This is a genomic window from Methanolobus sp. (assembly GCF_030682845.1).
Taxonomy (GTDB): Archaea; Halobacteriota; Methanosarcinia; order Methanosarcinales; family Methanosarcinaceae; genus Methanolobus.
This window is the reverse complement of record NZ_JAUXNK010000031.1, coordinates 25,023-46,992: the sequence shown is the minus strand read 5'-3', so window position 1 is coordinate 46,992 and position 21,970 is coordinate 25,023. Positions and strand designations below refer to the sequence as shown.

Below are 21,970 nucleotides of genomic sequence, written 5' to 3'. Positions count from 1 at the left end.
TTATTTTAATGCCTTGAATCTATTATCAATTTCTTCCCAGTTTACGATATTCCAGAACGCATCGAAGAATTTCGCCTTCTCGTTCCTGTAGTCTATATAGAATGCATGCTCCCATGCATCCAGCGGCATAAGAATGGGATACTCCGGAAAAACAACGTCATTGTGCTTCTCTACCTGCATTATTGCAAGCTTTTCAATGTCATTGCAGTATGTCAGTACTGCCCAGCCAGAACCTTCCACGGTTGATGCTGCCTGTGTGAAGTCCTTCTTGAAACGGTCATAACTTCCAAAATCACTTTTTATCTGGTCGGCAATCTCACCCACAGGCTCCTTGCTAACTTTATCCGAGGGCCCCATGCTCGGCCAGAAATAGCTGTGCAGGACATGTCCTCCAAGGTTGAAGGCCAGTGATTTCGCTGTGGTCTTGACGTTGTAATCAGTACCATCTTTAATTGCTTTCTCCACATTCTCAATGATCGAGTTAGCATTTTTGACATAAGTGCTGTGATGCTTATCGTGATGTGTCCTTAGCTGTTCTTCGGACATGAATGGCTCCAGGTCTGCGTAACCATAGGGCAGGTCTGGTAATGTATATTGTTTCTTCCCCATCTTCTCCCTCTTCTGATGTTCAATGCTCCAATGTTTCCATAAATCGGGAAAATGAACTGCGTTCTTCAAGGAACTTCCTGCTCATGTATATAGCTTCAGCTCCATTCACCCGCAGTCTATCTCCCACTGCTGATCGCCAGTATACATTCAGAGACGATTCTATTATTCACTTATTATTTGAGCGCATATAAGTGTTTTGAATCATGGGACATATAAACAATATGTAGCGAATCTATCAATACAAAGAGCAGAGCTTAGTTCATCCCTGCTTTTCCATATCTTTTTCTGTCTGAAGTATCCTGGGCACTATCTGCATCACGGAATCGGGATTAAGGGAAATCGAATCAATGCCCTCTCTTACAAGGAATTCCGCAAATTCCGGGAAATCGCTGGGTGCCTGCCCGCATAGCCCGCTATGCTTGCCGTTGCGCTTTGCTCCCTGTATGGCCATGGACACTATTCTCTTGACCGCCTCATCCCTTTCATCAAAGGATTCTGCAAGTATCTCTGAATCCCTGTCCACTCCAAGGGTTAGCTGGGTGAGGTCATTGGAACCTATCGAAAAACCATCAAAGTATTTGCTGAACTCATCTATCAGGAGCACGTTGCTAGGTATCTCGCACATCACGTACACCTGCAGGCCATTCTTTCCTCTTTCAAGCCCGTGTTTTTTCATTTCTGCAAGCACTTTCCCCGCCTCGTCAACACGTCTGCAGAAAGGTATCATAAGGATCAGATTTGTAAGCCCCAGTTCTTCCCGAACTCTTTTCATCGCCCTGCACTCAAGTGCGAAGCCTTCCCTGTAGCGCTCATCGTAATAGCGTGAAGCACCACGGAATCCCAGCATTGGATTGCTTTCCTCTATCTCAAAGTACCTGCCTCCCAGCAGGCTCGCGTACTCGTTTGATTTGAAATCGCTCATACGCACGACCACAGGCTTGGGATAGAATGCAGCTGCAATGGTGCCGACCCCAAAGGAGAGCTTTTCGACAAAATAGTCCTCTTTGCTGCTGTAACCTTTTGTGAGTCTCTCTATTTCCTCAGCATCGTTTGCATCAGCAACTCTTTCCGGATGCACCAGCGCCATAGGGTGCACCTGTATGTAACTTGAGATAATGAACTCAAGCCTTGCAAGACCAATACCGCTATTGGGAATCATGGACAGGGAAAAAGCTTCTTCAGGGTTTCCGAGGTTCATCATTACCTCTGTCCTTGTGTTCTCCAGATCCTTCAGGTCAAGGCTCTCAGTATGGAAATCGAGCATGCCCTCATAGACTCTCCCGACATCACCTTCAGCGCAACTTGCAGTGACTTCCATGCCTGTCTTTAACTTTTCAGTTGCACCTGCGGCACCCACCACAGCCGGTATGCCCAGTTCACGGCTGACAATAGCTGCATGGCAGGTCCTTCCGCCCTTATTTGTAATGATTGCGGCAGCTTTCTTCATTATCGGCTCCCAGTCGGGTGTTGTGGTATCTGCCACAAGCACCTCTCCGGGTTTAAATGAAGGGAGCCTTGAAACATCAGGGATCACATGCACTCTGCCTGCTGCTATCTTGCGGCCGATGCTTCTGCCTGTAACAATAACTGAAGACTTCTGATCAAGATAGTAGGTTTCAAGGATGTCCTTCTTTTTCTGGGACTGCACGGTCTCAGGCCTTGCCTGTACAATGAACAGCTCTCCGGTTTCGCCATCCTTCGCCCATTCAATGTCCATCGGGACCTTCTTCCCGTTCTTCCTGGAATAATGATCCTCAATGGTTACTGCGTACTGAGCTAGAAGGAGTATCTCCTCATCGTTGATGCAGAAACTTTTCCGGTCCGCTTCCGGAACTTCCACATTGCGGGTGAGTATACGGGAATCACCACGCCCGTATATCATCTTGATCTCTTTTTCGCCCAGTTTCTTGTCGATAATTGACTTATAGCCTTTTTTCAGTGTGGGCTTGAACACATAGAACTCGTCAGGGTTGACAAGTCCCTGCACAATATTCTCCCCAAGCCCATAGGCAGCAGTTATGAACACGACTTCCTCAAATCCGCTATCAGTATCGATGGTGAACATAACTCCGCTGGAGGCAAGGTCCGAGCGCACCATCTTCATCACTCCGATGGACAGCCCAACCTTGAAATGGTCAAAATTATTATTGACACGATAGGAAATGGCCCTGTCAGTGAAAAGCGAGGCAAAACACCTGATACATGCATCTTTCAGGGAATGGTACCCATGTATGTTCAGATATGTTTCCTGCTGGCCCGCAAATGAAGCATTGGGAAGGTCCTCCGCGGTTGCCGAGCTACGCACTGCTACATCGGCATCAGGACCGTACTGTTCACTCAGTTCATCATATGCCTCTTTTATCTCACTCCACAGATCATCAGGCATATCCGCATTGAGGATAATATTCCTTGCCTTTTTCCCTCTTATTGCAAGGTCGCGTACATCTTCGGTGTCCAGCCCTTCAAGGGTCTGCTTTAGCTCCTCAAGAGCGTCCGCAGATTCGAGAACATGCCAGTAGGCGTCCGCCGTAATCGCAAAGCCGTTAGGTACTTTAATGCCTTTACCTGTCAGTTCCCTGTACATTTCCCCTATAGAGGCATTCTTGCCTCCGACTGAAGGAACATCTTCTATAGTTACCTCTTCAAACCATCGGATATATCTGTTATTTTCCATTGCCTAACCCCTCTTACGTATGTGTATGTTGATCATGGTAGATAACCTCTATATTATCCCCAAAAACATGTATGAGTCTTTGGCGTAATTCCGCTTTTGACCTCTCCTGCTGCTCTGCCAGGCTTTCCAGGTGCATTTTCTCCTTAGCCAGCTCCTCTTCTATTGAACTCATCATGTTCATGTACCTTATCCTGTCATTCTCCATACGTTCCCTGTCATGGTAAACCTGTATTTGCCCCAGCTCAGCTCTCAGTTCTTTCATTCTGGAAGAGTATCCTTCTTTTATGTCACGAAGATATGATATCGTTGCCGGGTCTTTTAGCTTGCTGACCTGTCCGAGTATCTTATCATACATCTGTTCTTTCAGTCCCAGATCTTTGTTCTTCACCCGTGCTGCCAGTTCATCAAGGAAAGGGTCAAGCTCACTTTTTGTGAGCGAACCTGGTTTATCCTTTATGGCTGCAAGGACTGTACGGTTCTCTGCTGACAGGACATGAATCTCGTTCTTATCCTGCTTCTCCATCCTGGAGATTGCTTTTGACAGGGGAGTGAACAGCCGTTCTAGATCTGAATCGATGGCTGATATCTTCACTTTGAGAGCATGGATCTCTTCCTCGAGTATTTTTGCCCTCTCAAACTCACTGCTTCTTTCAAGTGCATCCAGTGCCGCAACAGAGGCAGAGAGCTTTTCACTTGCAGTTTCATGCTTTGACTCAAGGCTGCGGATATTCTCCCGGGTTTGTAGCATATCCCTTTCTGTCTGGCTAATGTTATCTATCTCACCGGGAAGCCTCTCTAAGGCATCCATTTTTTCCTTCTCAGCCTTTAAGATTGTATGAAGCTCACCAAACCGGCTTTCAAGTTCTGTAAGGCCATGTTTTATCCTCACGAATTCCTGGGGATAAAGGGCTTTGATATACATCTGGCTCCTGCGGGTATTATCAACGACTGTTTTCATGACCGACCTTGAATCCGTGTAAAGGTCGATGGCATCCCTGGGGTCATTGCTCTTGGGAGGAACTATCTTTTCAATGATCAGGTCAAGGTTATGGGCTACATTGTCCCGATTAGAATCCCCAAGTTTTTCCATTCTCTTGTTTGCATTTTCTATCGGTTCTGCCCGAAGGAGGCTCTCTTTGATATCCCTGAGCTCTTCCAGTGATGTCTCTATCTCGGTATACTTCGCCCTGATAACTGGTCCGATATCGTCCAATTCTTTTTTTGATTCTGTCCGGACCAATTCCGGTAGTCTTTCAAATTCCAGCCTGAAAGTGTCCTGAGGGGCACCTTTTGGTTTTTTCCTGAAAAGATTCTCCAGAAATTTCATTATATGTGAAAAATGAAATACTATCTTAAAAGCCTGATGGAAGGTGCCCTTTGAGCCCTATGCATGGACCACATTTAAGATGAAGGCTCTTATACCCTAAAATACCGCAATCTTCCGTTTATCCAGTTTCACTTTGCAGGCATCTCCTGCTTCAAGATGCAATTTCTCAAAAGCCTGATTGGATGTTTCAGCTATGAGAAGGTTTTGATGATGCCCGATATCAATGTAAATAAGCTTGCTTGCGCCCTTATTAACAATGCTCTTTACCGATACGCTGAATACATTCTCTTCCTCTACATCTTTTTCGTCTTCTTCTGATAGGATATGGATGTTCTCAGGGCGGATACCCCATGAGACATTCCTGCCCGCCTTCAGCTTCTGCTGCATCGCGCTTACCTGCAGTTCATCCTTGCGGAGCAGGACAGTACCTGTAGCAGTATCTTCGTCTCCCACAATAGCATCTTCAAATATGTTGGTCATGCCTACCAGTTCAGCCACATGAGTGTTCTGAGGATGATAGAACACCTCCTCGGGAGTACCTGTTTGCTGGACCTGCCCGTTATGGAAGATAACCATCCTGTCAGCCATGGTGAAAGCTTCCACCGGATTGTGAGTGATGAACAGTATTGGGATGCCAAGTTCTTTCTGTATTCTCCTTATCATCTCTCTCAATTTCATGCGCACGACAGCATCAAGCGCCGAAAAAGGTTCATCAAGCAGCAGTATTTCCGGCTTTGGTGCAAGTGCGCGGGCCAGTGCCACTCTCTGTTTCTGTCCCCCTGAGAGCTGGGAAGGATAATTATCCTCAAGGCCTTCGATATGGAGCAACCGTAGCATTTCTCCGACCCTTCTCCCTTTTTCCTCTTCACTGAATCCTTTTAGTCCGTAGGCAATGTTCTTTTTCACATCCATGTGCGGAAAAAGGGCATAGTTCTGGAACACGTATCCGAGGCTGCGCTGCTGCACCGGCAGGTCGATCCTTTTATGGCAGTCAAAGTATACCTTGTCGTTAACGATTATCTTGCCACCATTGGGTTCCAGCAGTCCTGATATGCACTGCAATGCCGTGGTCTTCCCGGAGCCTGATCGTCCGAAAAGGACCACCAGCTCATTTCCTGCCTCGAATTTGGCATCAAGCATGAAAACAGGGTCTATACCTTTCTTTTTATCACTTTTTTTCATGTAATGACGTTTTCTGAAATCCACTTTGATGCCCATTCTAACCTCATATCTTCCAGCGGTTGACAAGTCTTGCAGTTATAGCCATGGAGAGCAGGGATACGGTCACAAGTATGATCACCAGCATGTTGGCAAGCTCATTGTTGCCCCCCTGGAAGGCGCTGTAAATGGAGATGGCCATTGTGTTCGTTCTTCCTGGAATGTTCCCTGCGACCATCAGGGTCGCACCGAATTCTCCCACTGCCCTTGCAAAGCTCAGGACTATACCTGCAAGTATCCCCTTTTTAGCAAGAGGGAGCGTTATGAAAAGTGCGGTCTCAAGTTCCTTTCTCCCCAAGGTGAATGCGGCATATTCGAAATCCCTGTCCACGGCTTCGATGGCTGCTGTGGTGGTCTTGACCATGAGGGGCAGGGATACGACAAATGCAGCTATGACTGCCACTTGCCAGGTGAACAGTAAACTAATACCTGTCAGGTCGAAAAGGACCTTCCCAAAGATCCCGTTCTTTCCCAGGAGCACGATGAGAAGGTAGCCGGTCACTGTGGGGGGGAGTACCATAGGGAGTGTGACCAGCACATCGACCAGCCACTTGCCCATGAATTCCCTTCTGGCCAGGATGTAAGATATGATGGTGCCCAGTATTGCCACTATGAGAGTGGATATCGCCGCTATCTTAAGTGTTATTACAAGGGGGAACCATACCTGTTCAAGCATTCGAGTTTATCCGTTATTAGGAATACTGAAACCATATTGTTCCAGTATGGATTTACCTCTTTCTCCTGTGACGAAATCAACAAAGAGCTGGGATTCTTCACGGTGACTGGTGGATGAGATTACAGCTATGGGGTAGGTGATGGGGGTGCTCACAGGAACGGAAGTTATCACTTCAATTGATCCCGGTTTTGCAGAGGATACGTCAGTCATGAACACAAATCCCGCATCTGCTTCTCCACGCTCCACATAAACGAGGGAATTCTTCACCGTGTCACCAGTTAACAATTTATTTTGCACTCCGTTCCAAATCCCTTCTTCGACCAGTGTTTGTTTTGCATACCTGCCCACCGCTGAAGCTTCTGTGTCGCTGAGTGCTATCCTCTTCACTTCCGGCTTAGTCAGGTCCTCTATACGTGTAAGGTTGAGCACGTTGCCTTTTGGAACTATTAGCACCAGGGAGTTTCCTGCAAAATCTTGCCGTGAATCGTTGTAAATTAACCCTTTGGAGGCCAGAATGTCCATGTGATTCGAATCTGCTGGAGCGTATACATCAATAGGTGCTCCTCCTTCTATCTGCATTCTCAGAGAACCGACGTTACCAAAGTTCATTATGACGTCTATTTCAGGATTGTCAGTTTCAAACTCGTTCTCGATATCTGTGAAAACTTCTGTAAGTACTGCGGAAGCAGACACTGTTATAGTTGTAACTTGTGACTGTTCGGAATCCTTGCCCGTGCATCCGCTTGCAAAAAGCACGATCGTCAATATGACTGCTATTGCCATAATATGTTTTTTGTTTAATTCCATGTTAATATCCTTCTTTTTATTGGCCAGAACAACGGTGGATTCGGTCTATCTCCGTTATGTTCTGTTATACATAACGCATAACTTCCGCTTTTTATTATAAATATTTTTCTAACACATGATTCCCTCTGTTAAGTTAAGGAGTATGCCTTAATATAAAAAAAGAAAGTTTGCCAAATATAAGAATATAATTAAAGAAGATAAAATTAAACCATAACTGGAAAAAGAACGTAGCAGCATCACAGCTGCTTCAAAAAGAGTTATTCTTCAACTACAGTGACTTTCTTCATCACGTCTTTTGGCTTAATCTTGTTCACGACATCCATGCCTTCGATGACCTGGCCAAAGACGGTGTGTATGCCGTCAAGGTGTGGCTGTGGGGAGTGAGTGATGAAGAACTGGCTGCCGCCGGTGTCCTTGCCGGCGTGTGCCATTGAGAGCGCACCCTTGCCGTGCTTGCGTGGATTGCCTTTTGTTTCGCACTTGATGCTGTAACCCGGTCCTCCTGTCCCATTGCCCTTAGGGCATCCTCCCTGAATCACGAAGTTGGGCAAGACCCTGTGGAAACTGAGCCCGTCATAGAATCCTTTGCTTATCAGTTTCTCAAAGTTCTCTACGGTCTTTGGTGCATCCTTCTCGAACAATTCCAGTACAATGTTGCCTTTCTCGGTTTCAATGATTGCTTTCTTCATAAGTTTCACCTTTTGTAATCGGTAAGGCAAGTGATTGATTTAAGGGTTTCTGTGAAACCCTCTGTCTATTGTTCAATCAAGGGTTACCTCAAGCTCGTTGCTTGTGATGTGCAGGTAGGTGAGGTATCCCTCCCCTCCGTCATAGATCAAAGTATAGGTTGAAGCGCCCTCATTGATCTTTTTATTCTTTTTTTGCTCCCATGTACAAGTCATGACGCCCTCCTGTGATAAAAGTTTCATGTAGTGCTGGGTGATATTATTTAATGACTGCACATCACCATTTGCAATGGTCAGGTTTGGAGTCATTGTTGTTGGGCTGACCTCATCCCATGAGAATTCTGCCCCGTACTTGTTATGATATTTCAGTGGATAAGTATCACTGACAAGGTCGAAAGTACTGTTTGCTTTCTTCTTGTTAGTGGGATCATCATAGATTACAAAAGTACTGTTAGGGCTACCAGTACTGACCCATCTCTCCCTATTCGTGCCAACAGCAGAGTCTGAATATTCTATGAACTCTATAGTGGTTTTCTTTATCTCGTAATTAAGGGTCTTTGTTCCTGCAGTAGCAGTAACGTATGTTTCCACAGAATTGAAGTTGGATGCATCACCTGTAACAGCCTCAAAAGAGAAAGAGAAGTTGTAGATGGGTTCGGGGTTTGATTGGTTCAGTTTGCCTATCTTGAACGAATGTTTCAATGGAAATGTTCCCATGGGAGGCTTTGTATCCATTTCAATAATTGCTGTCTTATTTTTGTGATCCAGAATCGCATGAGTGGAAGTAAGTGTTTCGGCGTACTCGGCCCATCCGTCATAAAATTCACTGTTAATATAGATTAGAATTTTATCACAGTTAAGGGGGTTGGTGAAATTGGTATTCCTCGTGGTGTTTGGATAAAGGACCACAGGCGTGTTGGAAGATTTAACATTGATGTTCACATTCGAACTTCCTCCAATAGAGTCGTTACCAACCACTTTCATAATTGGGAGAGTTAACGTTTCGCCATTATAGTGGAACTCGGGTGGTGATACCATTATTGTTCCTCCTTCAGGATATCTGGACCAGACTCCTCCTCCCTCATAAGCGATAACTCTGTTTCCGGAATAGTATCTTACTTTTCCCATTGAGGCGTTGAATCCTGCAAAATCATGCTCTTGATTCTCATATTTTTCCCATGCACCCCATGCTCCTCGGTTGGGATAAAAACTATCATACCATGAGGAATTAGAAGACAGAGCTATTATCATGATTCTGCTCTCATTGTATGAATCCATCCTTCCATGCACGATAATGTTTTCTCCCATAAGGGAAAGTGCGGTTGCCTGGAGAGGAGACTCTCCAAGTGATGATTTACTTGTCCTTGAGTCAAAGACCGTAAACGCTTGTTCTACTTTCTGGGCTTTAGCAATATCCTGTGTTTCACTTATCAAAGGCGCAGTATAAAGAAGCATCAGGCCAATTGATAACAGGCTAATTAGAAGTATTATTGAGATTCCGATCACGGATGAAACCGCAGTTTCATTTTTCAACATAGTTTTCAAAGTTCCCACTCCCTTTTTAATTGATTGTAACTGTCATGGGTGAACTGGCTACATACACATCAATATTAGTAAGATAATCCTTGCTAAGATTTATAGTTTTATTATCAGCATCCACCATAACTATGGGCATTAGAAGACTTTCGTTCAGGTATCTTCCCCATGCTTCGAAGTATTCGCTTGTTACTGTTATATTCACTTGGGATACATTTTCATAAGCCTCTACAGTCTTTCTTCCGCTGTCAGCAGTAACTCTGACAAGTCCGGAACCAGATATAGAAGTGCTACCACCGATCTTAGCAATAGGTATGACCAGGACATTATTCGCATAGGTAAAACGTGGTTCAGAAACCATCAGTGACTGACCAGTACTATACTTTGTCCACACGCCGGTGTTCTCATAAGAAATAGTTGTATCCTGGAAATTATTCTCTACCATCCTCATCTTACCTCCGGGAGACTGAGTTTCAAAAGCATTTGCAGATGAGTTCCAAACCTTCAAGTCAATATCCATATAGCTTTCCCCGGTGACAGACAGGGACCCACCGTACATCTTCATTTCCACGGATTGGGATGGAGCCTTTCCCTGTACCACTTTGTTCAGGTTAAGGGCAAGTACCTCGAAACCCTGCCTGATGTTTTCCGTATGTTGCATATTCTGAGTGTTCTCCAGAAGAGGGGCTCCTGCAACTACTATTATCCCGGTGGCAAGGAGCATTATGCTCAAGATGATGCTAAAGTCCACCATTTCGGAAACTGCATCTTCAGACCTTGTAAATATCTTTTTCATTAGCTCCTCTCCGGTTCAATGTATCTCCAGCATATTTGAGGTGGCATTGTAATGTAAAACGAAGTCATTTGAGCCGCTATACAGTTTTGTGGGTGTGACGTTGACAGCATTAGTTGTATATGCCACTTTCACTTTAGTCTCCTCTCTTCCTTCGGATTCAAAGATGATCTCTTTGGTTCCAGGATGGCCGGAGAACTCCACAGAATACTGTTTGTTTGCTATAGTGTCCGGGAGTATCAGCTGATAAGTGATGCTTTCCACTCTTCCCCCGGCATTGTTGGTAATCTGGATAGCAGTGTCGATATTTGATATCTGTAGCGAGATGTCATTACCATGTATCTCGAACTCATCACGCATTACAGTATGCTCTGCCCTGTCCATCATGGTATAAAAGGAACTGATCAGAACCATTGTGGTTATGAGTGTTATAGCAAGTGTAAGCATGAATCCCACAGAAAGGGATACTGCCCTCTCGTCACGGGTAAATTTCATGGTGGCAATTTTTCTGTTCATATATGCCCCCGTGGCAATGTAACAGGTATCGTCACATTCATTTCCAGATGTCCGTTCTTGTTAAGTGACATCGTGGTATTGAGCACATGGTATCTTCTAATTTCAAAAGGCTGACCGTTAGTGAGGTTGCCTGATATTGCGAAAGTACCACTTGCCTGGTTACCATTTACATATCTGATCCGGTATTGTTCACCTGCTGTCAGGGTGTTAAAATGAAAATCAAAAGGCGTATTATTATATATATTCAATGATGGGCTGCCGGCACCAATGTTCTCAGTTCTCAGTATGTCTGTACTATTTGTAACATTAGCATAAAATGCGCCGCTGGAGTTGAAGACCCTGACTGACCAGAACATACCAGACTGGTTAAATGCTTCTATTGCAAAGCAGCTTGATTCGTTTCCCAGTGAAGAAGTGTTTATCACCAACTCAAAGTGATCTGTCTGGTTAATCCTATCGACAACAACCCATTCAGGATTTCCGCTGCTGAGTCCATTCTCTGTTAGATAAGGTTCTTGCAAGGGATCATTATCCAGGGTGTATATGAACCCTGAGAGTGCATAGCTCTTTGCCATTTGCTGGCTATAGTTGGAGATGTATGCGTTGTTAATAGAACCATTGCAATAGGCCTTTTCGTAAGCCTGAGTTGTCACTCTTACTGTATTGGAAAAATCAAAAACATTAGTCTCGATATTTGCCTCTGAAGCAGTATTACTTGCATAGATTATGTTATTCAGCATAACTGTAAGGACTACGATGCCTATCCCTATGGCAAAACCGGCAATCAATATCATCTGTGCAGAGTCGTTCCATTTTCTCATATCAACCACTTGCCATTTTGTTTTACATGCGCCATAGAGTCAGTTTCACATCGATAAGGTTATAGAAATCCGTACTTTGATCGGCATCCAGAATACCGCTACTTTTTCTGAAGGAGGTTGGGTCCTTATCAGGAAAATCAGAGTCTGACAGCAATACTCTTTTGGTAATTACTACAGCGTTATCCGAGGGCTCACCGTTGTATATATATGGCATAGTTCGCATGGTGCCACCTTCTTCTATCCATGCAAACTCCACATTATGTGCTATTCCTCTCCCAATTGCAACAGATTTCAGAATATTTGCGGTTGAACTGTTACTAAGATTATCTCCGGAAGTCGATCTATATTGGTTTGAGTCCCATGTGTAGTACTTACCATTCCAGCTCAATATGTCTGTTTTAAGGGGCGAATCCTGCCCGTATTCGGCGTAGTCAAGTGTACTAAGCATGTCCTGTCCGAGTATCTGCAACTGGGACTCAATATGCGCATTTGCAGTTGAGGATGTGAGCGGGGTCAGGGATGTTGCCTGGACAGTATAAATGATCACGCCAATAACAAGTAACAGTGCCATTAAGGCTTCAAGTGTGTGTAACTGTGCGGATGAACTCGACTTTAGAGATGTCTGTCCTTTCTTTTTCTCCATGCTTACCACACTCTCACGGCTAAAATTGCCTGGGAAATGTTCCCTGTTGTTTCATTTCTGAGCTGCACAACTCTTATGGTCTGTCCTATGTTTCCCTGAGAGGGCAGGGACTCTCCTGTTAGTTTTGTTATTCCTGTATTATCTTCAAGCGTAATATTGAGATTATACCGAAGGTAAGTTCCATTCATCCCCAGCATGTCAAGAGTATTTTGGTAATTGCTGTCAGTGTAATTAAAAAAGTCATTTACTTTTGTGTCATTCAGAAGATTAGTTGCCCCGGGTCTGCCTACACTCATATTTTGCTCAACGATGTTTGTTGCGACCCTGTCGGCTATAAGGGTGACTTCATCTGAGTTTGACTGGAACGGGGTGAATAACCCGGCTGTGTAGGAGAAAACAAAAGTGATACTGACAAGGAATATTGCAATCCCTATCAGGTAATCCATATGCATCTGGCCACTGTTATCCATAATCCTCTCTATAAATATATACTTTATTATATAAAAAGATAATTACTCTATGTAAGAGGATAACTCCCCTTACATAGGATCAACTGAGTGTAACTGCAAGATCGTTCCTGCTCACATGCAGGTAAGTGATGCTTCCCGGCGCCCCATCATATAGGAGTGTCAGTGTTGATTCTGAATAGTCCACAGGATCTGACTTCCCGGGTGATTGGATATTGAATATTACTGAACCATCCATTGTGAGAAGTTTCATATAATGCTGAGATACAGTGTGCAATGATTGGGTGCTGTTTGGGTTACTTTTTGTTATATCCAAATCAGGCCAAGAAAAGTCACCTGTATTTGAATCATATTTCATGTTGAAAGAGGTGCTCAGCAAGTCAACGTTTGCAGACTGGTCTTCTTTTGAACCACTGACAGAGAATACTGTTGTTCCTACCCATGTTTCAGTACCTCCACCTGTGGCTGTATCTTTATAGATCAGTCCAAGCTCAAGTTGGTTTGCACCACCTTTTTTAGCAAGGGTGTACGTCAGGGTCTTTGTGCCGGACGAAGCAGTTATCTGATAATTGCTTGGATTAAGCCCTTGGCTTGCTTTTGCTTCCAGATTGAACGTGAAATTATACATTGGTGCAGGATTTGTCTGGTTAAGGGCACCAATCTTGAACACCTGCTTAAGCTGATCTTTTCCCATTGCCGGCATCACCTCCAGTTCCACGATGGCAGTCTGGTTTGCGTCATCTGTTGTTGCACTGGCATAAGTAAGGGAATTAGCATAATCGGCCCAGGCTGTGTAGAATTCGCTCTTTATGTAGATGAGCACTTTATCCGAGCTGAGCGGATTAACTTTCTTTATACTGCTTGGATCAGGATAGAGTACTACAGGCATATTATCGGAGCTCACGGTCACTGCAACATCCGTCCTTCCGCTGAAAACCTCGTTTCCTTCTATTTTCATTATGGGCAGGGTGAGCGTTTCTCCATTGTAATGGAATTCCGGCGGGGATATCATGACGGCCTTTCCGGTGGGGTATTTTGACCATACGCCGCCACCTTCATAGCCGATGATGCGATCTCCCTGGGTATAGGTAATGCTTCCCATAGGTGAACGGAACACAGTCATGTTTGGCTGGGCTACATGAGGCTCCCAGCTGTTCCATTTGAACCTGTTATTGTTAAAAGTAGTATACCATGATTCCCCGCTGAGCTGGGTGCACACCACTACCATCTGGCTGTTCTGATAGGCACTTGCATCCCCATTGACGCTGACACTACCGTCCATTATTGAGAACGATGTGGTCTGGCTGGGTGATTCTCCCAGTGCCACCTTGCTAACCCTGGAGTCAAAAACCGTAAATGCCTGTTCAGCTCTCTGGGCGTTGGCCATATCCCCCATATTTCTCATGGTGGGGGTTGAATACAGAAGGATGACGCTTGTAGACGTAATAGTGAGTGCAAGGATTATCATCACTCCTACAACAGCAGACACAGCTTTTTCAGAAATAATAAATTTTTTGACCATAATCGCACCTACTACTCAATAGTTACACTCATTGGAGATACTGTCACAAGCACATCTATGCCGGGATTATAATCCCGGCTTGCAGATATGGTGCTGTTTGCAGGATCTGTGTACTTGATATCCATTCCCAGCGTTTCATTCAGGTACCTTTCCCAGCCCTCGTAATAATCGCTTTTAATGGTAATGTCGACCCTGGATACATTTTCATATACTGAAACCGATATTTGCCCTCCCTGGGAAACAACACGGGTCAGCCCTGAACCGGAAATGCTTTTTGTGCCTGAAATGGTTACCATGGGAATAAGTAATACGTTGTCATGATACGCGAAATCCGGTTTTGAGATCGCTATGGAACTTCCTTGCGGGTACCTGACCCAGGTGCCTGTGTTCTCATAGGCTACGGTATTTTCACTATATTGATTCTCTATCGTCCTCATCTGTCTTTCAAGGGAAGGGGTATCATAACTCGAATTGGTACTATTCCATACCTGCATGCTCAAATTCATGTAACTGGTTCCTGTAACTGAGATGCTGCTCCCGTACATTTTAAGCTCTACTGACTGAGAGGGTGCTTTTCCGAATGCCACTTTGTTAATGTTGGGCTGCAGCACAGAGAAACTTTGCTCTATGTTCAGAAGATGTCCTCTCTCCTGCATGTTTTCAAGCATGGGATATCCTGCAACGCCTATAACAGCGAGCGACAGAACCATCACTCCAAGAGTGATACTGAAACCAAGTACTTCTGAAACAGCATCATCGGATGCAACAATATTTTTTCGTGCCTTTTTCCTGCTGTCCATGTGCACTCACTCTCAGGATATATCTATTGTATTGGTGATCGGGTTGTAAACCATCAGGTATTCGCCTTTCGAACTGTAAAGAATAGTTGGAGTAACATTGGTATCTTCGGTGGAATAGGGTACTTTGACCCTTGTCTCAGCTCTTTCCTCAGACATGAAAGTTATTTCATTTGTACTGTTTGAGAACTCGATGGAATACTCCTTCCCTGCTATCTTGTCAGGAAGAGATAGTCTGTAACTGATCCTTCCAATATCGGAACCTGCATCTTTTGCTATACCAACTGTCGTATCCAGAGATGTTATACGGACCGCAATATCGCTTCCATGTATTTCGAACTCGTCGCGCATCACGGTCTGCTCAGCCTGTCCCATCAGTGAATAAAATGATGTCAGAGCAATTACCATCACAAGAACTGTTATGGAGAAGGTAAGTATGAACCCAATTGAGATAGATACTGCATTCTCATCTCCTGCCAGATCTCTCATGACATCCCCCCCGGAAGGGGAATTGGCACCGACCGGTTAATACTCATCTGGCTGGAAGCCATCCTCAGGGTTGGGTTCGCAACTTCGTATCTTGCAAGCATGAAGGGCTGACCGGATGAAGTATTGCCGGATATTGTGTAGATTCCAATGGTATTGCTTCCGTTGTAGATATTTATTGAATAATCCTGGCCTGTTGTGGAAGCAGAATAATTGAACTCGAAGGTTTCATTATTGATCCGATTACCTGTTATGTTGACTTCTGGATTAGCTCCTATATCTGGTTTGTACCGAGGTGCGAATGAACCGTCTATTACAGTTATGTTTACCTTCCCGCTTGAATTGTACATTCCGATTGACCATAGGCTACTTCCGCTATGATTGAAGGCTTCGATTACAAGAGGATTGGATTCATTTCCCATGGTGGATGTGTTTGGCGTAATAAAGAATGATTCAGTCATGTTTACGTTGCTCACAAGGGTCCAGTTGTCCTTCCCCTCTGCAAGCCCGTTGTGGGTGAAGTAAGGTTCTGAGAAGCCATGGTCTTGCAGGTGGAAAGTAAAGCCTGCTGTTGCATAGTTCTGTGAGGCTTTCCTGGAGTAGGAGTCAATATATTCTTCATAACGGGTGATGTTATCCTCATCCAATATGGAGTACCTGTAAGCGTCCTGATATGCTTCAGTGGTTGTCTGGATCGCGTTGGCAATATCGTAGCGGGAAGTATCAATGCTTGATTCCGATGCCATGTTGCTGGCATATATCACATTGCTTAGCATGACTGTAATTACAACTATGCCTACTCCTATGGCAAAACCTGCTATCAATAACAACTGAGCGGAATCATCTAATTTTCTCATGCGATCACTACATTCTCCAGAGCGTCATTTTTACATTCACGATATTGTAGAAATCTGTCGGATCCGCATCCGGGATTCCGCTGCGTGCCGCAAATTCAGTTGTGTTACCGACGTCAAAATCTGATAAATGCACTCTCTTTGATATCACCACAGCGTTATTCGAAGGATCCCCGTTATAGATGTATCTTCGGGACATTGTGACGCCTTCTTCATCCACCCAGCTGAAATGAACATTATGTGCAATCCCTCTTTTGACTGCGATGAATTCGAGCGTATGGGCAAGTGAACTGTCCTGAAGCTCGTAACCTGGATTCCTAACTGTCCTGTATGTTGTCCCGTTCCAGACATACTGCTCACCATCCCATTTCAGGACATCATTTGTCAGATTCGAGTTCTGACCATAAGCTGAATATGAAAGGGCATTGAGCATATCCTGCCCCATTGCCTGGAGTTGGGCCTCTATGTGGGCATTAGCTGTGGAGGATGTGAGAGGGGTAAGGGAAGTTGCCTGCACAGTGAATATGATAATTGCGACCATGATGAGCGATGCAATGATCGCTTCAAGGGTATGCATCTGAGCATGTTCGCCTCTTTCAAGTTTGTGCGGTACATTTCTTCTCATGTCACCACACCCTGAATGACAGAATTACCATCTCTGTCCTCTCTGAATTCTCATCTTTGCACAGGACTATCCTCCGTGTCTGCCCTACGTTGATCTGGGGAGGAATCGGTTTTCCTGCAGAAATGATACTACTGCTGTTCTCTGCAGTGACGTTCAGGTCATACCGCAGATAGCTGCCGTTCATCCCGAGGGAATCAATAATAGACTGGTAGTTTGTGTCATTATTAAGATCTGCAAAAAAATCATTAATCTTTGTTTTGTTGACCAGATTAGGAACAGCCTCATCCCCGGCGCTCATTCTCTTTTCAACGATAGCTATGGATACTCTGTCCGCTATCAATGTGACTTCGTCTGAGTTGGATTGGAACGGTGTGAATATCCCGGATGTATAACTGAACACGAAGACCATTGCAAGCAAAAATATTATAATGCTTATCAGATAGTCGATAGTCATCTGTCCCTTACTGTCCATAAATACCTCTAGTATTATAGTAACTAATATTATATTACAGGTCTTATTTGTACATTCTCCTCGAGCGACTGTATCTCATTTTGATGACAGCAACAATGCCTTTAATAGGCAATCTTAAAAACGGGTAATGCGTATCATATCCCAAGATGGATGAAACAAAGATAATCCACACAGGGGATACACACTTAGGTTACCGGCAGTACCACAGCGAAGTACGCAGGCAGGATTTTCTCGATGCTTTTGCAAAGGTGATCGATGATGCCATTTCAATGAAAGCCGATGCTGTTGTACATGCAGGTGATCTTTTCGACTCAAGGAATCCGACTCTTGATGATATTCTGGAGACGATGAAACTTTTCTCAAGGCTCAGGGATGCTCAGGTTCCATTGCTTGCAGTTGTGGGTAACCATGAGAGCAAGCAAAGCACACAGTGGCTTGACCTTTATGAAAGCATGGGGCTTGTCATACGCCTTGGGGCCACACCTTACAGGCTGGGCAGCGTAGCTGTATATGGGATTGACCATGTACCCAAATCCCGGATTCCTCTGTTCGATTATTCAGTTTTCAATAATGAGGATGATGCAGAATATAATCTGCTTGTAATGCATCAGATGATGAAACCCTTTGCTTTTGGTGATTGGGATGTGCAGGAAGTCCTGCATTCCATTCCTTTTGATGTGCATGCCGTGCTCCTTGGTGATAATCACAAGCATGAAATAATCAGGGTAGGAGAGACCTGGGTTACCTATTGTGGCAGCACCGAGCGCAACGGTGCATCCGAACTTGAGCCCCGCTCCTATAATATCGTCACTGCAGGCGATGATGGGGTCGATATAAGCAAGAGGGTAATACCTACCAGGGATTTTGTATTCATACCTGTCAAGCTCAGCAAAGGCTCACAGGCTTACGAGGAAATATTCTCTGCTATCAAAGAGCGTGATGTCGAGGACAAGATAGTATTTGTGAATATCTCGGGAGATCCTGAGATAAAGATCAAGTTCAGTGAGATAGAGGAATTCCTGTTTTCCCGCAAGGCCCTTGTCCCTGCTATAAGGGACCTCAGGGCCGGTGACATTTTCCCGGACGTATATATGTCTTTTTCTTTTACAGATCCCGATGAGGCGGTTAAAGAGGAACTGGGGAAGATGAATCTTACACAGGGTGGCATCATGCTCGACGAGATAATCAGGGACCCTGTGCTCGTAAAGAGCAGGGTTGACGCTGAAGTCGAAGACAGACTTGGTGAATTGCTCGACAGGATGGATTTCACAAACAGGGTCGAGGTTCCTGCAGTTGTGGCATTGCCTGAGGGCGAGTCTGTCGAACCTTCCCTGCAGGGAGTCTCTCATGAAACTTCTCATGAGTTTATAGTGGTCACAACGGATGAGAAGTTTGAGGCTGTTGCAGCAGATAACTTTGAGCAGAACTTTGACCAGGGTGTTACGGCAAAAGAAGATGTTTCCGCTGTAGATGAAGTAACGGAATTAACCGAAGTGCCCGAATCAATTGAATCAACCGAATCAACTGAAACAACTGAAATGTCCGAGGTAACTGAAGGTCACGCTGAACAGAAACACGATGTAAATGTCCGGCAGTATATATTCTCTGAAGGTGAAGCCCCTCCCTTAGAGAAGGCTCATGAGGTCGTTGCTCAGGAAAAAGGACCGGAAACACCTTCTCATAAGGAGCATAAAGCTGCTCCCAAACCACGGCAGTACAACCTTGGTGACTACTTATGAGAATAAAAAGACTGCAGATAGAGAACATAAGAAGCTATAAGCAGCTGGACATCTCTTTCCAGGATGGTGTGACCGTAGTCTCAGGAGTCAACGGGAGTGGGAAATCCAGCTTGCTTGAGGCGTGCTTTACCTGTCTTTTCGGAAGCAAGACCCTTGATAAGGATTTTGTCATTTCGGATATCATCCGAAAAGGTGCTACAAAAGCTTCCATAATGCTGGATTTCGAACAGAACGGCCATGATTATTCAGTAGAGCAATTCTTCAGGAATGATCCTGAAAAGGGACGTGCTTCCAATACGGGTGCTATTCTCAGAAGAGATTCTGAGATTCTTTTCGACCAGCCTACACGTACATATGATGCTATACGTTCACTGCTCAACATGGATGAAGAGGCCTACCGGAATTGCGTCTATATCAGGCAGGGTGAAATCGATGTGCTGATAAACTCCAAGCCAAAGGACAGGCAGAAGATGATAGACGATCTCCTGCAGCTTGGGAAACTGGAAGAGTATCGTGAGCGGGCGTCAAGTGCACGCATAGGTGTTGGCCGCCACCAGAAGGATACGGAACGCCGCATCAAGGAAGTGGATGCAGCCGCCAGGCATATAGAAGACTCAAAGCCTGTTGAAAAACTTGCAGAACTGCGCACACGCTCCGGGAATCTTGAAAGGGAGATCTCCTCTCTTAATGATAAGAAGGACCGTGCGCTGTCATTGAAAGACGAGACTTCAAAAAAGATTGCCGAATTCAGGGAATTAGCAGACAAAAAGGTTTCTGTCCAGTCCCAGATAAAAGAACTTGATGAGAAGAAGAACCGGGCGTATGTCCAGATAGGGTCCATGGAGAAGAGTATCGCTTCCTCAAGAGTCGGTCAGGAGGAGCTACGAAAGAGGATTCGGGAGGTTTGTTCTGAATTCAACCTTGATGATTCGGACATAGAAAGGACGATATCAGGAATAGACACCAGTGAGCGCTCATTGAGGGACAGGATAAGCAATATAAGCAAAAACAAGGCAGTACTTGAAAAAGAACAAACGACCTTTGCTGACTCGCTGGCAGAAAACCAAAAACATGTCCATGAGCTGGAAAAGTCTGTTTCCCAGAGCAAGGAAAAGCTTACAGGTATACAGTCAGATATTGAGGCATCGCGCACCAAAATAGCACAGCTTGAGGAAAAGAAGGTTTCTGTTATCTCAAACCTTGAGCCTCTTGGACTGACGCTGGAAAAGCTGGAGAACATCGAGGAGATCTTCGATCTTGTGACCGACCAGCAAAAAAGCCTGCATGGCAAGGAAAAAGAGCTTTCGGCAAAGTTTACGGAAATACAGGAGCGAATAAAAAAGTCTGCTCAGCTCCTCAGCGAAGGGAAGTGCCCCACGTGCATGCAGGATCTTAAGGGTTCATGCATTGAGGAGGCGACAGCTTCGGACTCCCAGAAAGCGAAGGAACTCCAGGCAGAATTAGCTGTATTGAAGAAAAAACAGGAGGCTCTGGATTCTAAGCTGGGGCGCGTAAGAGAGGCCAGGGTTCACAGAAATGAAATTGAGGTCACAGTCAGGGAAGTAAAGTCCTCCGAAGAGAACATACGTAGTCTTGAAAAGCTGGCTCTGGAATACCAATCCCTGCTTCTTGATCATGATAAGAAGAAAGAGGAACTCTCTTCACGGAGGTCCCTTATAGAGGAGTCTGTAAGGGGATTACAGGACAAACTCCGGCTATTGAAGCAGGAACTGGAAGTAGCTGAGAAAGAACATTCTGCGTGCCTGAAACTCCTTGAGGCCGCCCGGAAGGTTCGCACGGACCTCGTTGAAGCAGACAGGATGAAAACCGATATTGCACAGATGGAAGCTAAGATCACGAATTTCAGAGAGGTGATCGTTATTTTTGATGGTCAGGTTGCTGAAAAGAATGAGTCCCTTCGTGAGATAAGCGGCAAGGTGGGCGGCTTTGATATATCTAGACTTGAATCCCTGTTCAGGGACTATGATGAAGCCTTCGGAGTCATAAAATCTGAGATCGTCAGGCTGCAAGCGGAGCGGGAAGAGATCACAAAGCAGGCGGGAATGCTTGAAAGTGAGCTTAAGCGCTTCGAAAGCCTGAGACTTGTTCTTGACCAGCTCAATAACAAGGTGGATTATCTCAATGCTATCTATGCGGATGCGCAAGAGCTCGAGGCGATGTATATGCGCATCAGATCTCAGTTGCGCTCCAACAATATCGGGGCCTTGGACACTTTCATTAATGAGATATTCACTTTCATGTACACTAATAACGCTTACTCCCATGTAAGGCTTGACGCGGACTACAACCTTACTGTGTTCGAGAAGGACGGAACTTCCCTTGAACCCAGACTCCTGAGCGGTGGGGAGCGGGCTTTGTTCAACCTTGTACTAAGGTGCGCTATATATCGCCTGCTTTCGCTTGGCGTAGCCGGAAAACAGGCCGGACTTCCTCCTCTGATCATGGACGAACCTACAGTTTTCCTGGATAAAGGGCATGTTAACCAGTTGATCAAACTGATAGACATGATGCGCGACATCGGTGTGGGTCAGATCCTTGTAGTATCGCATGATGAGTCACTGATAGATTCTGCGGACCATGTATTTGCTGTGGAGAAAGACCCTGTGACTAATAGTTCGGCGATCATTGCAAAATGATTCCTGCTGCAAAAAAGGCTTATTTAAGAATTATATTAAAAAAAG

21 protein-coding genes are annotated in these 21,970 nt (G+C 45.0%); 2 read left to right on the top strand and 19 right to left on the bottom strand.

Features of this window, described 5'->3' with window-relative positions; all coding sequences use genetic code 11:
* The 19 genes from Q8J68_RS03025 to Q8J68_RS02935 form a co-directional block, all read right to left on the bottom strand.
* Complete coding sequence (locus Q8J68_RS03025) at positions 1-609, bottom strand: superoxide dismutase (protein ID WP_305310079.1); 609 nt, start codon at positions 607-609, stop codon at positions 1-3.
* Between the two features lie 259 nt (positions 610-868).
* On the bottom strand, positions 869-3,283 hold the full coding sequence (ppsA, locus tag Q8J68_RS03020; protein ID WP_305310078.1) for a phosphoenolpyruvate synthase: 2,415 nt from the start codon (positions 3,281-3,283) through the stop codon (positions 869-871).
* 13 nt (positions 3,284-3,296) lie between these two features.
* Positions 3,297-4,610, bottom strand: a complete 1,314-nt coding sequence (locus tag Q8J68_RS03015) for a hypothetical protein (protein ID WP_305310077.1) — start codon at positions 4,608-4,610, stop codon at positions 3,297-3,299.
* Between the two features lie 96 nt (positions 4,611-4,706).
* Positions 4,707-5,828 carry an ABC transporter ATP-binding protein gene (locus tag Q8J68_RS03010; RefSeq protein ID WP_305310076.1) on the bottom strand — a complete coding sequence of 374 codons (1,122 nt, stop codon included), beginning with the start codon at positions 5,826-5,828 and terminating at the stop codon, positions 4,707-4,709.
* A 7-nt stretch (positions 5,829-5,835) separates the two neighbouring features.
* Complete coding sequence (gene modB, locus Q8J68_RS03005) at positions 5,836-6,504, bottom strand: molybdate ABC transporter permease subunit (RefSeq protein ID WP_305310075.1); 669 nt, start codon at positions 6,502-6,504, stop codon at positions 5,836-5,838.
* Positions 6,505-6,510: 6 nt separating this feature from the next.
* Complete coding sequence (modA, locus tag Q8J68_RS03000) at positions 6,511-7,311, bottom strand: molybdate ABC transporter substrate-binding protein (protein WP_305310074.1); 801 nt, start codon at positions 7,309-7,311, stop codon at positions 6,511-6,513.
* A 257-nt stretch (positions 7,312-7,568) separates the two neighbouring features.
* Positions 7,569-8,000: a peptidylprolyl isomerase gene (locus tag Q8J68_RS02995; RefSeq protein WP_305310073.1), complete on the bottom strand. Its 432-nt coding sequence runs from the start codon at positions 7,998-8,000 to the stop codon at positions 7,569-7,571.
* Positions 8,001-8,072: 72 nt separating this feature from the next.
* Positions 8,073-9,452, bottom strand: coding sequence for a hypothetical protein (locus tag Q8J68_RS02990; protein WP_305310072.1), 1,380 nt, complete (start codon positions 9,450-9,452; stop codon positions 8,073-8,075).
* 106 nt (positions 9,453-9,558) lie between these two features.
* Positions 9,559-10,329: a hypothetical protein gene (locus Q8J68_RS02985; protein ID WP_305310071.1), complete on the bottom strand. Its 771-nt coding sequence runs from the start codon at positions 10,327-10,329 to the stop codon at positions 9,559-9,561.
* A gap of 15 nt (positions 10,330-10,344) precedes the next feature.
* Positions 10,345-10,842 carry a hypothetical protein gene (locus tag Q8J68_RS02980; protein WP_305310070.1) on the bottom strand — a complete coding sequence of 166 codons (498 nt, stop codon included), beginning with the start codon at positions 10,840-10,842 and terminating at the stop codon, positions 10,345-10,347.
* Complete coding sequence (locus Q8J68_RS02975) at positions 10,839-11,663, bottom strand: hypothetical protein (protein ID WP_305310069.1); 825 nt, start codon at positions 11,661-11,663, stop codon at positions 10,839-10,841. Before Q8J68_RS02975 ends, Q8J68_RS02980 begins: the two co-directional genes overlap by 4 nt.
* Positions 11,664-11,685: 22 nt before the next feature.
* On the bottom strand, positions 11,686-12,306 hold the full coding sequence (locus Q8J68_RS02970; protein ID WP_305310068.1) for a hypothetical protein: 621 nt from the start codon (positions 12,304-12,306) through the stop codon (positions 11,686-11,688).
* A gap of 2 nt (positions 12,307-12,308) precedes the next feature.
* Entirely contained in the window at positions 12,309-12,776 is a 468-nt protein-coding gene (locus Q8J68_RS02965) for a hypothetical protein (RefSeq protein ID WP_305310067.1), read from the bottom strand.
* A 79-nt stretch (positions 12,777-12,855) separates the two neighbouring features.
* A complete protein-coding gene (locus Q8J68_RS02960) occupies positions 12,856-14,295 on the bottom strand; it encodes a hypothetical protein (RefSeq protein ID WP_305310066.1) in 1,440 nt (479 codons plus the stop codon).
* Positions 14,296-14,306: 11 nt separating this feature from the next.
* A complete protein-coding gene (locus tag Q8J68_RS02955) occupies positions 14,307-15,095 on the bottom strand; it encodes a hypothetical protein (protein ID WP_305310065.1) in 789 nt (262 codons plus the stop codon).
* A 12-nt stretch (positions 15,096-15,107) separates the two neighbouring features.
* A complete protein-coding gene (locus Q8J68_RS02950; protein ID WP_305310064.1) occupies positions 15,108-15,581 on the bottom strand; it encodes a hypothetical protein in 474 nt (157 codons plus the stop codon).
* A complete protein-coding gene (locus tag Q8J68_RS02945) occupies positions 15,578-16,435 on the bottom strand; it encodes a hypothetical protein (RefSeq protein ID WP_305310063.1) in 858 nt (285 codons plus the stop codon). The genes Q8J68_RS02950 and Q8J68_RS02945 overlap by 4 nt, the downstream gene beginning before the upstream one ends.
* A 7-nt stretch (positions 16,436-16,442) precedes the next feature.
* A complete protein-coding gene (locus tag Q8J68_RS02940) occupies positions 16,443-17,057 on the bottom strand; it encodes a hypothetical protein (protein ID WP_305310062.1) in 615 nt (204 codons plus the stop codon).
* Between the two features lies 1 nt (position 17,058).
* On the bottom strand, positions 17,059-17,529 hold the full coding sequence (locus tag Q8J68_RS02935; protein WP_305310061.1) for a hypothetical protein: 471 nt from the start codon (positions 17,527-17,529) through the stop codon (positions 17,059-17,061).
* Between the two features lie 146 nt (positions 17,530-17,675).
* On the opposite strand from Q8J68_RS02935, the gene Q8J68_RS02930 reads away from it, so the two are divergent.
* Both Q8J68_RS02930 and Q8J68_RS02925 read left to right on the top strand, forming a co-directional pair.
* Positions 17,676-19,268, top strand: a complete 1,593-nt coding sequence (locus Q8J68_RS02930; protein ID WP_305310060.1) for an exonuclease SbcCD subunit D — start codon at positions 17,676-17,678, stop codon at positions 19,266-19,268.
* Positions 19,265-21,925, top strand: coding sequence for an AAA family ATPase (locus Q8J68_RS02925; protein ID WP_305310059.1), 2,661 nt, complete (start codon positions 19,265-19,267; stop codon positions 21,923-21,925). The genes Q8J68_RS02930 and Q8J68_RS02925 overlap by 4 nt, the downstream gene beginning before the upstream one ends.
* Positions 21,926-21,970: the final 45 nt, after the last annotated feature.